The organism is Streptomyces echinoruber (genome assembly GCF_014651135.1).
Taxonomy (GTDB): Bacteria; Actinomycetota; Actinomycetes; order Streptomycetales; family Streptomycetaceae; genus Streptomyces; species Streptomyces echinoruber.
This window is the reverse complement of the sequence record NZ_BMWH01000016.1, coordinates 51,637-64,097: the sequence shown is the minus strand read 5'-3', so window position 1 is coordinate 64,097 and position 12,461 is coordinate 51,637. Positions and strand designations below refer to the sequence as shown.

10 protein-coding genes are annotated in these 12,461 nt (G+C 75.1%); 4 read left to right on the top strand and 6 right to left on the bottom strand.

Annotated features, from left to right (window positions below):
• Window positions 1–310 precede the first annotated feature (310 nt).
• Window positions 311–724: an SsgA family sporulation/cell division regulator gene (locus tag IE225_RS19080; protein WP_190058769.1), complete on the bottom strand. Its 414-nt coding sequence runs from the start codon at window positions 722–724 to the stop codon at window positions 311–313.
• 342 nt (window positions 725–1,066) lie between these two features.
• On the opposite strand from IE225_RS19080, the gene IE225_RS19075 reads away from it, so the two are divergent.
• A complete protein-coding gene (locus IE225_RS19075; protein ID WP_190058768.1) occupies window positions 1,067–2,497 on the top strand; it encodes a PP2C family protein-serine/threonine phosphatase in 1,431 nt (476 codons plus the stop codon).
• Window positions 2,498–2,584: 87 nt separating this feature from the next.
• Here the strand turns inward: IE225_RS19075 and IE225_RS19070 are convergent, their stop codons facing one another.
• Window positions 2,585–4,078 (bottom strand): DNA-binding protein NsdB, encoded by a 1,494-nt coding sequence (locus IE225_RS19070; RefSeq protein WP_190058767.1) that lies wholly within the window; start codon window positions 4,076–4,078, stop codon window positions 2,585–2,587.
• Between the two features lie 283 nt (window positions 4,079–4,361).
• Between IE225_RS19070 and IE225_RS19065 the strand changes: the two genes are divergently transcribed.
• Both IE225_RS19065 and IE225_RS19060 read left to right on the top strand, forming a co-directional pair.
• The gene (locus tag IE225_RS19065; protein WP_190058766.1) at window positions 4,362–5,492 is read left to right on the top strand and encodes an aminoglycoside phosphotransferase family protein; all 1,131 of its coding nucleotides are present in this window, start codon (window positions 4,362–4,364) and stop codon (window positions 5,490–5,492) included.
• 476 nt (window positions 5,493–5,968) lie between these two features.
• Complete coding sequence (locus IE225_RS19060) at window positions 5,969–7,939, top strand: N-acetylmuramoyl-L-alanine amidase (protein WP_190058765.1); 1,971 nt, start codon at window positions 5,969–5,971, stop codon at window positions 7,937–7,939.
• 52 nt (window positions 7,940–7,991) lie between these two features.
• Here the strand turns inward: IE225_RS19060 and IE225_RS19055 are convergent, their stop codons facing one another.
• From IE225_RS19055 to IE225_RS19040, 4 genes are all read right to left on the bottom strand, one after another.
• Window positions 7,992–8,489: a hypothetical protein gene (locus tag IE225_RS19055; protein ID WP_190058764.1), complete on the bottom strand. Its 498-nt coding sequence runs from the start codon at window positions 8,487–8,489 to the stop codon at window positions 7,992–7,994.
• Between the two features lie 135 nt (window positions 8,490–8,624).
• Window positions 8,625–9,596, bottom strand: a complete 972-nt coding sequence (locus IE225_RS19050; protein ID WP_190058763.1) for a universal stress protein — start codon at window positions 9,594–9,596, stop codon at window positions 8,625–8,627.
• A 122-nt stretch (window positions 9,597–9,718) separates the two neighbouring features.
• A complete protein-coding gene (locus IE225_RS19045) occupies window positions 9,719–9,961 on the bottom strand; it encodes a DUF397 domain-containing protein (protein WP_190058762.1) in 243 nt (80 codons plus the stop codon).
• Window positions 9,962–10,078: 117 nt separating this feature from the next.
• Window positions 10,079–10,945 carry an alpha/beta fold hydrolase gene (locus IE225_RS19040; protein WP_229879705.1) on the bottom strand — a complete coding sequence of 289 codons (867 nt, stop codon included), beginning with the start codon at window positions 10,943–10,945 and terminating at the stop codon, window positions 10,079–10,081.
• Window positions 10,946–11,140: 195 nt separating this feature from the next.
• Here IE225_RS19040 and paaK point away from each other — a divergent pair, with 195 nt between their 5' ends.
• Window positions 11,141–12,439: a phenylacetate--CoA ligase PaaK gene (gene paaK, locus IE225_RS19035; protein ID WP_190058760.1), complete on the top strand. Its 1,299-nt coding sequence runs from the start codon at window positions 11,141–11,143 to the stop codon at window positions 12,437–12,439.
• Window positions 12,440–12,461 lie beyond the last annotated feature (22 nt).

Sequence of the window (12,461 nt, the reverse complement as noted above, 5' to 3'; positions counted from 1 at the left end):
GGCGCGCCGCCCGCCGCGCGGGCTCGTCACGAATCGGCCAACGGCAAAGTCTTCTCCAAGAAACGGGAAATCCCCGTTTCCGCACCGGTGGATCATCCCGTGCGCGCCCGGCGCACCCACCTGGCCCACCCGACGGTGCACCCCCTGGACGGCGCGCCGACGGCCCGCGGCCTCGGGCCGCGGCACGGCCGCGCGGCGGGACCGGCCGGCACCGCGTATCGGCACCGCCCTCTCCCCCACCCCCTCCCCCGGCCCCGCTCCCCTCCCGACCGGCCCGCTCGTCACCGGTCCCCTCCCGGTCACACCCCGGTCACACCCCGCCGAACAGGGCCTCCAGTCCGCGGTCCACGGCGTCCTGCAGGTTCTCCTGGCCGGCCGGCACCGCGGCGTAGGTGTGCTGCAGGAAGCGGCGCAGCAGCGGTGCGGCGAACAGGAGCATGGCGATGCCGCCCGGCGCGTGGAGCTCCACGACCGTGTGGCCGGGGCCGCACGGCCACAGCTGCACGTCCCCGCGGCCGGCCGGCCGCTCCAGCCCCTCCTCCAGCAGATCGCGCGCGAAGGTCCATGTCACGGCGTCGCCCTCCAGCGACGCCTCGGGCGGGAAGCCGACGTGCACGGCCAGCGGCTCGGCGGAGCTGTAGCGGAAGGTGGCGGCCACCGAGGTGCACCGCTGCTGAGCGGTCACCAGGCGGCCCCGGGCGGTCTGCTCGATGGTGATGTCCATACCCTTACGAGTCCGCACGGCGGCTTTCAGGACAGGTCACCGGCACCGGGATGCTGTGATCTGCACCACCGCGAACACATGACCGTCGAACACCCGCATGAATGACGGCCGAACCCTCAAGCGTCTCGTCAAGTCGCGTACGTTTCCTACGACTTGGGCCTGCGGACGCCTACGTCATCCGCACCGCCGCAACGGTCCGCGAAGACGGTGGCATATGCCGTGCGCACGCCCGTATCGTGTGTTGCCGATTCCCTTACAGGCCGCCCCGGGCTGTGCCACAGTCGTAGCGTCCCGCCCGCGCCGGCCGTGTCCTGCGCAGCCGTTGCCGTATCGGAGTGCGTCATGCCGTCCCCTCGTCCCGCGGACCGCTCAGCCGCCCCACCGCCCGGGCACGGGCCGGTCGACGCGCTGATTTCGCAGACGCGGCGGCTGAAGGGCCACGTGGACGCGGTACGGCGGGACGCAGCGGACAACACGGCGGACCCCAGACGGCGCTGGGAGCGCGCGCTGTACGACCTGGCGCTGCACCAACTCGACGACTTGGACGAGCACTTGGCGCAGCTGCGGGAGGGCCCGCCACCGCCGGCCTCCCCCGGCACGGCACCGGCACCGGAGTCCCCGGAGGGCTCCCTGCTCAGCCGGGTCGGCAGCGCCGAGTGGAACCTGCTGACCGACGAGGCCGGCTGGTCGGCGGAGCTGTACCGCATCCTCGGCCGCGACCCGGCCACACCCCCGCTCACCCTCGACGAGCTGCCCTCCGTCGTGCTCGACGAGGACCGGTCCACCCTGACGGCGATGGTCACGGACTGCCTGGTCGATGCCAAGCGCATCGACGGGGAGTTCCGCATCGTCCGGCCCGACGGTGCCGTGCGCACCGTGCACATGATGGGCGAGCCCGTGCTCGACGCCGACGGCAGCACCGCCTCGATGTGGGCCGTGCTGCGGGACGTCAGCGAACTGCGCCGCAGCCAGGAGGAGGTGAGCGAGACCCGTGACTCGCTCCGCCCCCGGCGGCACCCGGCGCACACCGGGCACCGGCTCGCGGTCGAGCCGCAGGAGGCCGTGCTCCCCCCGTGGCACGGCTCCCTGCGGCTCCCGCACCGCGGCACCCTGGACCTGGCGGGCCGCCACCTGCCCGCGCCGGGCGGCACCCCGGCCGACGGCGACTGGTACGACGCGCTCGAACTCCCCGACGGGGACCTGCTGCTGAGCGCCGGCGGCGTCATCGGGCACGGCGTCGCCGTCACCACCGGCACCGCGATGCTGCTGGGCGCGCTGCGCGGCATGGCCACGGCCGGTACCGCGCCCGGCCGGCTGATGACGTGGCTCAACCGGCTGCTCGACACCACCCTGCAACCCGCCCTGGGCAGCGCCGTGTGCTGCCGCTACCGGCCCGGCACCCGCACCCTGCAGTGGGCGCGGGCCGGGCACCCCGCCCCGCTGCTGTTCCGGGCCGGGACGGGCCGCGTCCTGGGCGCCCCGCCCGGAACACCCCACGAGGTGCCGTCCGGAGTGCCCCTCGGCGCCACCCCGGACGGCACCTACGGGCAGGCCGAGGAGACGCTCGAGGCGGGGGACGTGCTCCTGCTGCACACCGACGGGCTGCTGCCCCGGCACGGGGACACCGCCGACGTACGCCCGCTCCTGGACCTGGCGCCGCGCCTGGAGGCGGCGCGCAGTGCGCTGGACTGTCTGCGCGCGGTGGTGGAGGAGTGCGGCGGGACGGCACACCTGCGGGGTGCCTGTGTCCTCGTCGCCCGGATACCCGCCTGACGGCGGACACCGGAGCCGACGGCCCGCCGGCGGTCTTCGGGTCCGCCGCCGCCCCGTGCCTCCCCGGCCGGCCGGGTCCGCGCCCGGTCAGGTCTGCGCCGTGCCGCCCCGGCTCCGTGGTGCCCGGGGCAGCGCCCGCTGGATCTCCTCCCGCAGCTCCCGGATCTTCGGGTAGTCGGCGTACTCGGCGGTCAGCCGGTACATCTGACGCAGCCGGTCCCAGGTGCGGCGGGAGGAGTTGGAGCCCATCGACACCAGCGCCAGCCGGGCGTACCCGGCGGCCTGTTCGGGGTCGTCGGCGATGAAGCAGGCGGAGGCCATGGACAGGTAGTCGAAGATCTTCGACCGGTCCCGCCCCTCACTGCGCAGGGTGAGGGCCTTCTCCGCGTAGTGCTGGGCGTGCACGGCCGCGTCCGGCTCGAACTCGGCCAGCGTGCGGTAGGCGAGGGCCTGCATGCCGTACAGGTCCGCCTCGTCGAACATCTGCATCCAGCTCGGCGGCGGCACGTCGCCCCGGTCGGAGACGAACAGCTCCTCCGCCTGCCCCAGGGTGCGGCGCATGGCCTGCCCCTTGCCCATGGACGCCTGCGCCCAGGCCTCGATGGTGCAGAGCATGGCCCGGGTGCGGGGCAGCACCTCCGGCCCGGAGCCGGACTGGGCGAGCTTCATCAGGTCCAGTGCATCGTCGGGCCGGCCCAGGTGCACCATCTGGCGGGCGGCGCGGGAGAGCGCCTCCCCGGCGCGGGGCCGGTCGCCGCCCTCCCGTGCCGCGTGCGCGGCGATGACGAAGTACTTCTGCGCCGTGGGCTCCAGGCCGACGTCGTGCGACATCCAGCCGGCCAGGACGGCGAGGTTGGCGGCGACGCCCCACAGGCGCCGCTGCAGGTGGGGCGGGTGCCGGTAGGCGAGCATCCCGCCCACCTCGTTGAGCTGGCCCACCACGGCCTTGCGCTGCAGGCCGCCGCCGCGGGCGGCGTCCCAGGCCCGGAACACCTCGACCGAGCGCTCCAGCTCCTCGATCTCCTGCGACCCGATGGGGGCGGCCTCATAGCGGTCGTACCCGGCGGGGTCGGCGAGCAGGGGCTTGTCGAGGACGGGAGCGTCGGCCCTGAGGGCCGGATCGGTGTGCAACCAGTCGTGCATGGCGCTGCTGAGTGCGGATCCCGCGGCGAGCGCGGCGCCCGCGCCCACCAAGCCGCGTCGGTTGAGCATGAGGTCCATTCCCGTGAATTCGGTGAGGACCGCGGCGGTCCGCTCGGGCGCCCACGGCACTCCGTCGGGATGTTCCGCGCTCCCGCCGCCCTGCCGTTTCCCCGCGCGCCCGCGCCGCACCAGACCGAGGTCCTCGATGGTCACGACACGGCCGAGACGCTCGGTGAACAGAGCCGCCAGCACCCGCGGCACGGGATCGCGCGGGATCTCGCCCGTGTCGATCCAGCGCCGCACCCGTGAGGTATCGGTCGCCAGCTGGGGGTGGCCCATGGCCGCCGCCTGCCGGTTGACCAGCCTCGCGAGTTCTCCCTTGGACCAGCCGGTCATCCCGAACAGGTCCGCAAGACGGGTGTTGGGTCGTCCGCTCACGTCAAGCCCCCAGGTTCTCGGCTGAGTTGACAGTAGCCCGGCCGGACTTGCCGGGCGACTATTCGCCAGGGTTCGCCAGGGTGCGCCAGATGGTGTGCCAGGGGTGATCGGGTGTCAGGTAGAACCGCGTCACCCCGACCCGGTCGCCCCGGCGCATTCCCCAGGGTGCTTCCGCGGGTCCGGGACGGGCGGCGCGCCGGCCCCACGGGCCGGCTCCACCCACAGGCACGCCTGTTCACAGGCACGACGTACACGCAGGCACACGAAGGGATCTGTATCGTCCATGTACGCAGCATCGTCCTCCGTGTCCGCCCCGCCCCGGCCGCCGCATCCCCGTCCGGGCCCCGGCGGCCCGTACCTCGACCCGGTGCGCCCCCCGGCCCCCGCGCTCGGTGCCGCCCGGGCGCGGCGCGCCGCGGGTCCCGGCACCCCACCGCTCAGCGGGAGACTCGACCTGTCCGGCCCCCAAGGCGCCCAGCTGCACTCGGTGATCGCCGCGGTGCACCGGATCTGCCCGGAGTTCACCCCGGTGCAGGTGCTGCGCCGCAGCGGGCGGTCCGTCCTCCTGGTCGGCACGGCCGGACGCGGCACGGCCGTCGCCAAGTGCTTACTGGACCACTCCCCCGTATGGGTGGAGCGGTACCGGCACGAGATAGCCGCCTACCGCGCGTTCGTCCGGCACCGGCCCCCGGTCCGGGTGCCCCGGCTGATCGCGGCGGACCCGGAAACCTGCACGCTGGTCGTGGAGCGCGTGCCGGGCCGGGTGGCGGCACTGCAGCGGCATCCGGTGGAGGCGCCGCCGCGGGCGGACATCCGGGCGGCGCTCGGCGCGATCTGCCGGCTCAACTCCTGGCGGCCGCCGGCCGGCACGTTCGACGCGCCGCTGGACTACGCGGCCCGCATCGCCCGCTACCACGAACTGGGCCTGCTCACCGACCGGGACCTGGGCGACCTGCAGAAGCTGCTGCGCGGCATCGCGCTGGCGGCGGGCCGGCAGGGCATGGGCCAGTTCTGCCACGGCGACGCCCTGCTGTCCAACATGCTGCTGTCGCCCGCCGGTCCGGTGCTGGTGGACTGGGAGCACGCGGGCTGGTACCTGCCCGGCTACGACCTGGCGACCCTGTGGTCGGTGCTCGGGGACGCGCCGGTGGCCCGGCGGCAGATCAGCCAGCTCGCGCAGCAGGCGGGCCCGGCGGCACGGGACGCGTTCCTGGTCAACCTGATGCTCGTCCTGACCCGCGAGATCCGCACGTACGAGACGGCCGTGCAGCGCTCCATGCGCGAGACACCGGCGACGCCCCTCCCGCAGGGTGCGATGGCGACCGGTGAGGAGCAGCGGCTGCTGCTGCGCCGCCTGCACGACGACGTGCAGCTGGCCCGGCGGGCCGTACGCGCGGCGGTGGGCACCCGCTGACGGGCGGTTGAACGCCCGTGGTGCCGTGGTGCGGTGAGCGCCCGTAGTGCGGCGAAGGCCCGTGGTGCGCCGGAGGGGAGGCGCGCCGCGGGCCTTCGCCGTGTCGGCCCGGCCCCGGGCCATGCCGGTCCGGGGCCGGGCCTGATCTGTTCCGGGGTCGGGGGTTGGATCCGTTCCGTGCTCGGGCCGGATCTGTTCCTGGCTCGGGCCGGGTCTGTTCCGCGCTCCGTCCGGATCCGTTCCGTGCCCGTTCCGTGTCCGGTCCGGACGGCGGTCGCCGGACACACCCATTGGTCTATGCCACTGACGCGCCGCAGGCGGGTGAACCTCCACCGCGAAACCGGCGTCGGGGCCCGTGTGACGTGGGAAATCTCCTTGTTGAAGACATGATTGACGGATCGTCGGACGACCGGTACCACTGACCCAGCCCGGCCCCGTCCGCGTCCCCGCACGCCCCCACCCCACAGGAGGCCGCCTTGCCGGATTCCGCCCCTTCCCCCACCTCCGCACCCGGCCGCAGACGCACCCGCAGACGCATCCGCAGAACGGCCGGCGCGCTCGCCGGCACCGCGCTGCTGCTGCCGCTGCTCGGCGCCGCCCCGCCCACCGGGGCCGCCCCCGGCGATCTGCAGCGGGCCTTCGCCGACGCGGCCGCCGCCTACCACGTGCCGCAGAGCGTGCTGCTCGGCGTCTCCTACCTGCAGTCCCGCTGGGACGGGCACGGCGGCGCGCCGAGCGTCAGCGGCGGCTACGGCCCGATGCACCTGACGGACGCCCGCACCGCGCTCGCCACCGCCCCGCACCACAGCGACGGCGCCGAGGACGCCCGCGGCGACACGGCCCGCTCCCCGCTGCGGCCCGCCCCGGTCCCGCCCGCCGCCTCCGAGCTGCCGGCCCGGCTGCGGACGCTGCCGCGGGCGGCGGAGCTGACCGGCCTGCCGGCGCAGCGGCTGCGCACCGACGAGGCCGCCAACATCGCGGGCGGGGCGGCGCTGCTGGCGGCGGCCCAGAAGGAGCTGGGCGAGCCGCTGAGCGCCGACCCGGCCGACTGGTACGGCGCGGTGGCCCGCTTCTCCGGCGCCGACGACGCCGCGACCGCGGCGGCGTACGCCGACGACGTCTACGACGTGATCCGCAGCGGCGAGCAGCGCACCACCAGCGACGGTCAGCGCGTCACCCTGGCCGCGCGGCCCGGCCTCGTGCCCGACACCGCGCAGCTGCGCCGCACCGGCCTGCGCCACCGCTCCGCCGACGGCACCGAGTGCCCGGCGTCGGTGTCCTGCGAGTGGATCCCGGCGCCCTACGAGCAGTTCGGCGACGACGACTACGGCAACCACGACCTGGGCGACCGGCCGGCCTCGCAGCGCATCCGCTACATCGTCGTGCACGACACCGAGGGCGGCTGGGAGGGTGTCCTGAACCTGGTGCAGGACCCGACCTACGTGTCGTGGAACTACACCGTCCGCTCCACCGACGGCCTGATCGCCCAGCACGTCAAGGCGAAGGACGTGGCCTGGCACGCGGGCAACTGGTACGTCAACGCCGCCTCCGTCGGCATCGAGCACGAGGGTTTCCTCGCCGCGCCGGACGCCTGGTACACGGAGGCGATGTACCGGGCCTCGGCCCGGCTGGTGGCCTACCTGGCGGCGAAGTACGGCATCCCGCTGGACCGGCAGCACATCCTCGGCCACGACAACGTGCCCGGCCCGACCACCGCCTCCGTCCCCGGCATGCACACCGACCCGGGTCCCTACTGGGACTGGCGGCACTACTTCGAGCTGCTCGGCCACCCCTTCCGCGCCACCGCGCCCCGGCAGGCCGCCGGCCTGGTGACGATCCGGCCCGACTACGCGGCCAACCAGCCCCGGTACACCGACTGCGCCGCCAAGGGCGAGCCGTGCGCGGCGCACGGCTCCAGCGAGGTGCGGCTGTACGCCGACCACGACGAGAACGCGCCCCTGATCAAGGACGTCGGCCTGGGCACGACCCCCACCACGGGCGTGAACGACCTGTCCTCCCGCGTCTCCACCGGCCAGCAGTACGCGGTCGCCGACCACTGGGACGACTGGACCGCGATCTGGTACCTCGGGCAGAAGGCGTGGTTCAGGAACCCGGCGGACCACCCGGCGGCGGTGCCCGCCTCCGGCCTGGTGGTCACCCCGAAGGACGGGGTGGACGGTGTGCCGGTGTACGGGCGCGCCTACCCGGAGAAGGAGGCCTATCCGGCGGGCGTGCCGGCGCAGGCCGTGTCGCCGCTGCCGTACCGGCTGCCCGCCGGGCAGAAGTACGTGGTCGGCGGCGAGGTGCCGGGCGAGTACTACTACGCGGTCACCTTCGCCACCGGCTCGCACCGGGTCGTGACCGGCCAGGACCGGTACTACGAGATCCAGTTCGGCCACCGGGTGGCGTTCGTGCGCGCCGCCGACGTGCGGGTGCTGTCGTCCTAGCCGGACCCGCCCGTAGCCGGACCCGCCCGCGGCCGGACTGGTCCGGCCCTGCTCAGCCCTGCTGGAACAGCTCCGCCGGGAGGGGTTTCAGCAGGGCGTACAGGTCGTCGGTGATGGGCCGGTCCCAGGCGGCGATGGTGACCAGGACGCCGTCGCTGCGGTCGAACTGCACGCAGGAGATCCGGCTCTCGGACAGCTTGACGCGGCGCACGATCAGGAGGTTGTCGCCCTGCAGCACCGGGACGTCCTCGGTGCCGACGACGGTGACCTCCTCGTCGTTCCCCAACGCCAGCAGCAGTTGGGCCACCTCGAAGGGCACCTCGCCCTCGGCGACCTCCCGCGCCGGGGAGCCCTCCGGCAGATTGCCGATGATCATGGCGGGTCCGCGGCCGCCGAACAGGTCGTACCGCAGGAACACACCCTGGCAGGAGCCGTCGGGTCCGGGCAGCAGCCCGGCGCCGAGATTGCCGGGCCAGTCGCCCGGATCCATGGCCAGTACGTCGAAATCGGGGCCGGCGGGGGTGGCGCTGCGGCGGCGGAGGAACGACATGCGGCCATGGTACGTGTCCCGGGGACGACCTGCGCCGACCGGGCGCCGTCCCGCGTTCGGGGGATCGTCCCACGCCGTTCACGGGGGCGGATCCGCGGCCGGCCCCGCCGTGTCGCCGGCCTTCCGCCGCGCCCGCTACTCCTCCGCGGGCGCCGGCGCGAGCGGCGGCACGACCGCGACCGGGCTCGCCGCGTGCAGCAGGACGGCATGGGTGACGGAGCCCATCATGCGGGCCGGGGCCAGCAGGCGCCGCCGGTGGCGGCCGACGACGACGAGGCCGGCGCCGCGGGAGGCGGCGACGAGGTGCCCGGCGGCGTCGCCGGGCAGGACGGCGAGGTCGACGGGGACCTCGGGCTGCCGCTTGCGGTGCGGGGCGAGGAAGCCCTCGGCGAGGGTGCGGGTCTCGTTCTCGACGGCGTCCTGGTCGATCACCGGCGGGGCGGGTTCGGTGGGGGCGAGCCAGGGCAGGGCGGGCCACGGGTAGGCGGCGACCACGTGCAGGCGGGCGCCGCGCGCGGCGGCCTCGGCGAAGGCGAAGGCGAGCGCGGCCTCGTCGGGGCTGTCGGCGTGCAGGCCGAGGACGATCCGGGGTCCGGGCCCGTCGGGGGCACCGTCGGGCGTTTCACCGTCGGGCGTCTCGCCGTCGGGCGTCTCGCCGTCGGGCGTCTCGCCGCCGGGCGTCTCGCGGCCGGGCGGCGGCACCACGACGACGGGGCACTCGGCGTCGCGGGCGCAGGTCATGCCGTTGGAACCGAGCAGCAGCCCGGCGAAGCCGCCGCGGCCCCGGGAGCCGAGCACGAGCAACTGCGCGGCGGCGCCCAGTTCGGGCAGCAGGACGCCGGGCGCGCCCTCCAGGCCGGTGTACTCCACCGGCGGCAGGTCGCCCTGTTTCTCCAGGTGCGCGCGGGCCGTATCGAGCACGGGGTCGGCGTCCGCCTCGGGCGGCCCGGTGAGGAGGAGGTCGGGCTGGGCCCACGCGGCGTACTGCCGCACGTGGACCGCCCGCAGCGGTGCCCGGCGCCGGCGGGCGGCGTCCAGCGCCCAGTCCAGGGCGCGCAGGCTGCCGTCCGAGCCGTCGACCGCGGCGATGACCGGCGGGGTGCTCATGGGTTCCTCACCTCTGGAACACGACGTTCCCCTCCAAGGCCGGCGCGGGACCGGCCCCGGAAAGGCCTCTGCTCGTCGCGTGTCCGGAAAACCCGCCGGAACACCGGGCGGGACGGAACGGGTCAGGTGAGATCGAACTCCCCCTCGCGGGCCCCGGACACGAACGCGCCCCACTCGGCGGGCGTGAAGATCAGGGACGGGCTGCCGGGACGGCGGGAGTTGCGCATCGCGATGAAGCCCTCGACGAAGGCGATCTGGACATCGCCCAGGCCCTTGCCGGCGGCGCGCCACTCGGCGTTGCTGAGGTCCAGCTCCGGCTTGTCCCAGCCCGTGAGCGGCTGCTGCTGGATGGTGCTCTCGGCCACGTCCGTGCTCCTTCGCGTCGCGTCGTCCGCGGGTCAGCCTAGCGACCGGGCCGGGGCGCCGACAGGCCGCGCACGGGGGCCTTCGGCAGGCTTTCGCCGAGGGGGGGTCCGGCGCCGTCATCCGGCCGCCGGCGCCGGGGCGGCGCCGTCGAGGAAGGCGACGAGGCGCCGTACGAACCACTCGGGGTCGTCCAGCCACGGGTAGTGCCCGGCGCCGGGCTGGACCGCGAACTCGGCGTACGGGAAGACCTCGGCGGCGGCGCGGGCGAGACCCGGCCGGGGGCCGCCGTCGAGTTCGCCGGCGAGGACGAGGACCGGGGCGGTGCAGCGGGCCAGGGCGGCGCGGGTGGCGGGCGGGTCGTAGGCGCCGTCGGCGCCGTACCGGTCGGCGGCCTCGTCGTTGTACTCGGTGGCGCCGGCCGCGCTGTGCCGACGGGCCGCCTCGTCCCAGCGGCCGTAGAAGAAGGGCGCGAAGGCGTCGGGGTCGACATCGCCGTCGCCCGCGAGCCACGCCTCGAACGCCGGGAGGGCCGCGGCGAACCACGGCTCGCCGGCCCGCAGGCGCGCCGCGGCCAGGCGGTCCGCCGCGGTGGCCGGCCGGCCCAGCGCCCACGGCGTGGCGGTGATCAGCGCCAGCCGGGAGACGCGGTGCGGGTGGCGGGCCGCGTACAGCAGCGCCAGGCTGCCGCCCGCCGAGTGCGCGAGCACGTCCATCCGCTCCAGGCCCAGGTGGACACGGAGCGCCTCGACATCGTCGACGAGCCGGTCGCAGCGGTAGGTCGCCGGGTCCGCCGGCAGCGCCGAGTCGCCGGTGCCGCGCAGGTCCAGCAGGGCCAGGCGGCGGTGGGCGGTGAGCCCGCCGAGGTCGCCGAGGTAGCGCGAGGCCCGCATGGGCCCGCCGGGCAGGACGACGAGCGGCGCGCCCCGCCCGCGCAGGTGGCAGGCGAGCACGGTCCCGTCGGGGGCGGTGAAGGTCGTCGGCACCCGCCGATCCTGGCGCGGGCCCGGCGGTGCCCGCCAGGGATTTTTCGCCCCGACGGCCAGAAATTTTCGCCCCGGCGGCCAGAAAATGCCTGCCGGGCTCTTGCCCCGGGGCCCGTGACCCGGATAAGTCATCCCTGCGGGATCGACCGAATGATCGGTCGCCCGGGATGGTGGTTTTGCGAGGAGAGAGGCGCCATGGCGGACACGACGGAGCTGCTGGACGAGGGCGAGCGGCTGGACGCCGAGCGGCTGCGGGCGCTGCAGCTCGAGCGGCTGCGGGCGACGCTGCGGCACGCGTACGACAACGTGCCGTTCTACCGGGAGTCCTTCGACAAGGCCGGCGTGCGCCCGGAGGACTGCCGCTCGCTGGCCGATCTGGCCCGCTTCCCGTTCACCACCAAGGCGGACCTGCGCGAGACGTACCCGTACGGCATGTTCGCCGTGCCGCGCGAGCGCATCCGCCGCATCCACGCCTCCAGCGGCACCACCGGCCGGCCCACGGTCGTCGGCTACACCGACCGCGACCTGGCGACCTGGGCGGACGTGGTGGCCCGGTCGATCCGGGCGGCGGGCGGGCGGCCCGGGGACACGGTGCACGTGGCCTACGGCTACGGCCTGTTCACCGGCGGCCTGGGCGCCCACTACGGCGCCGAGCGGCTGGGCTGCACGGTGGTCCCCGCCTCCGGCGGCATGACGGCCCGCCAGGTGCAGCTGATCCGGGACCTGCGGCCGGACGTGATCATGGTGACGCCGTCGTACATGCTCACGCTGCTGGACGAGTTCGAACGGCAGGGCGTGGACCCGCGCGCGACCTCGCTGCGCGTCGGCGTCTTCGGGGCGGAGCCGTGGACGGAGGAGATGCGGCGGGAGATCGAGGAGCGGTTCGGGATCGACGCGGTCGACATCTACGGGCTGTCGGAGGTGATGGGCCCGGGGGTGGCGCAGGAGTGCGTGGAGACCAAGGACGGGCTGCACATCTGGGAGGACCACTTCTATCCGGAGGTCGTCGACCCCGTCACCGGCGAGGTGCTGCCGGAGGGCGAGCGGGGCGAGCTGGTGTTCACCTCCCTCACCAAGGAGGCGATGCCGGTGATCCGCTACCGGACGCGGGACCTGACCCGGCTGCTGCCGGGCACGGCGCGGGTCTTCCGCCGGATGGAGAAGGTCACCGGCCGCAGCGACGACATGGTGATCCTGCGCGGGGTGAACCTGTTCCCCACGCAGATCGAGGAGATCGTGCTGCGCACGCCGGGCGTCGCGCCCCACTTCCAGCTCCGGCTGACCCGCCAGGACCGGATGGACGCGCTCACCGTGCGCGCCGAGGCCCGCCCCGGCGCCGGGCCCGAGGTGCGCGAGGCGGCGGCGCGGGCGATCGCGGCGGCCGTGAAGGACGGCATCGGCGTCTCGGTCGACGTCGAGATCGTCGATCCGGAGACGCTGGAGCGGTCCGTGGGCAAGCTCCGCCGGATCGTGGACCTGCGGCCGCGCCCGTAGCGCCGCGGCCTGCCGGGAGCCG

Bases quoted from the DNA above. Each gene is read 5' to 3' on its own strand.
- IE225_RS19080 (WP_190058769.1), bottom strand. From the start codon at position 724: ATGGACATCACCATCGAGCAGACCGCCCGGGGCCGCCTGGTGACCGCT.
- IE225_RS19075 (WP_190058768.1), top strand. From the start codon at position 1,067: ATGCCGTCCCCTCGTCCCGCGGACCGCTCAGCCGCCCCACCGCCCGGG.
- IE225_RS19065 (WP_190058766.1), top strand. From the start codon at position 4,362: ATGTACGCAGCATCGTCCTCCGTGTCCGCCCCGCCCCGGCCGCCGCAT.
- IE225_RS19055 (WP_190058764.1), bottom strand. From the start codon at position 8,489: ATGTCGTTCCTCCGCCGCCGCAGCGCCACCCCCGCCGGCCCCGATTTC.
- IE225_RS19050 (WP_190058763.1), bottom strand. From the start codon at position 9,596: ATGAGCACCCCGCCGGTCATCGCCGCGGTCGACGGCTCGGACGGCAGC.
- paaK (WP_190058760.1), top strand. From the start codon at position 11,141: ATGGCGGACACGACGGAGCTGCTGGACGAGGGCGAGCGGCTGGACGCC.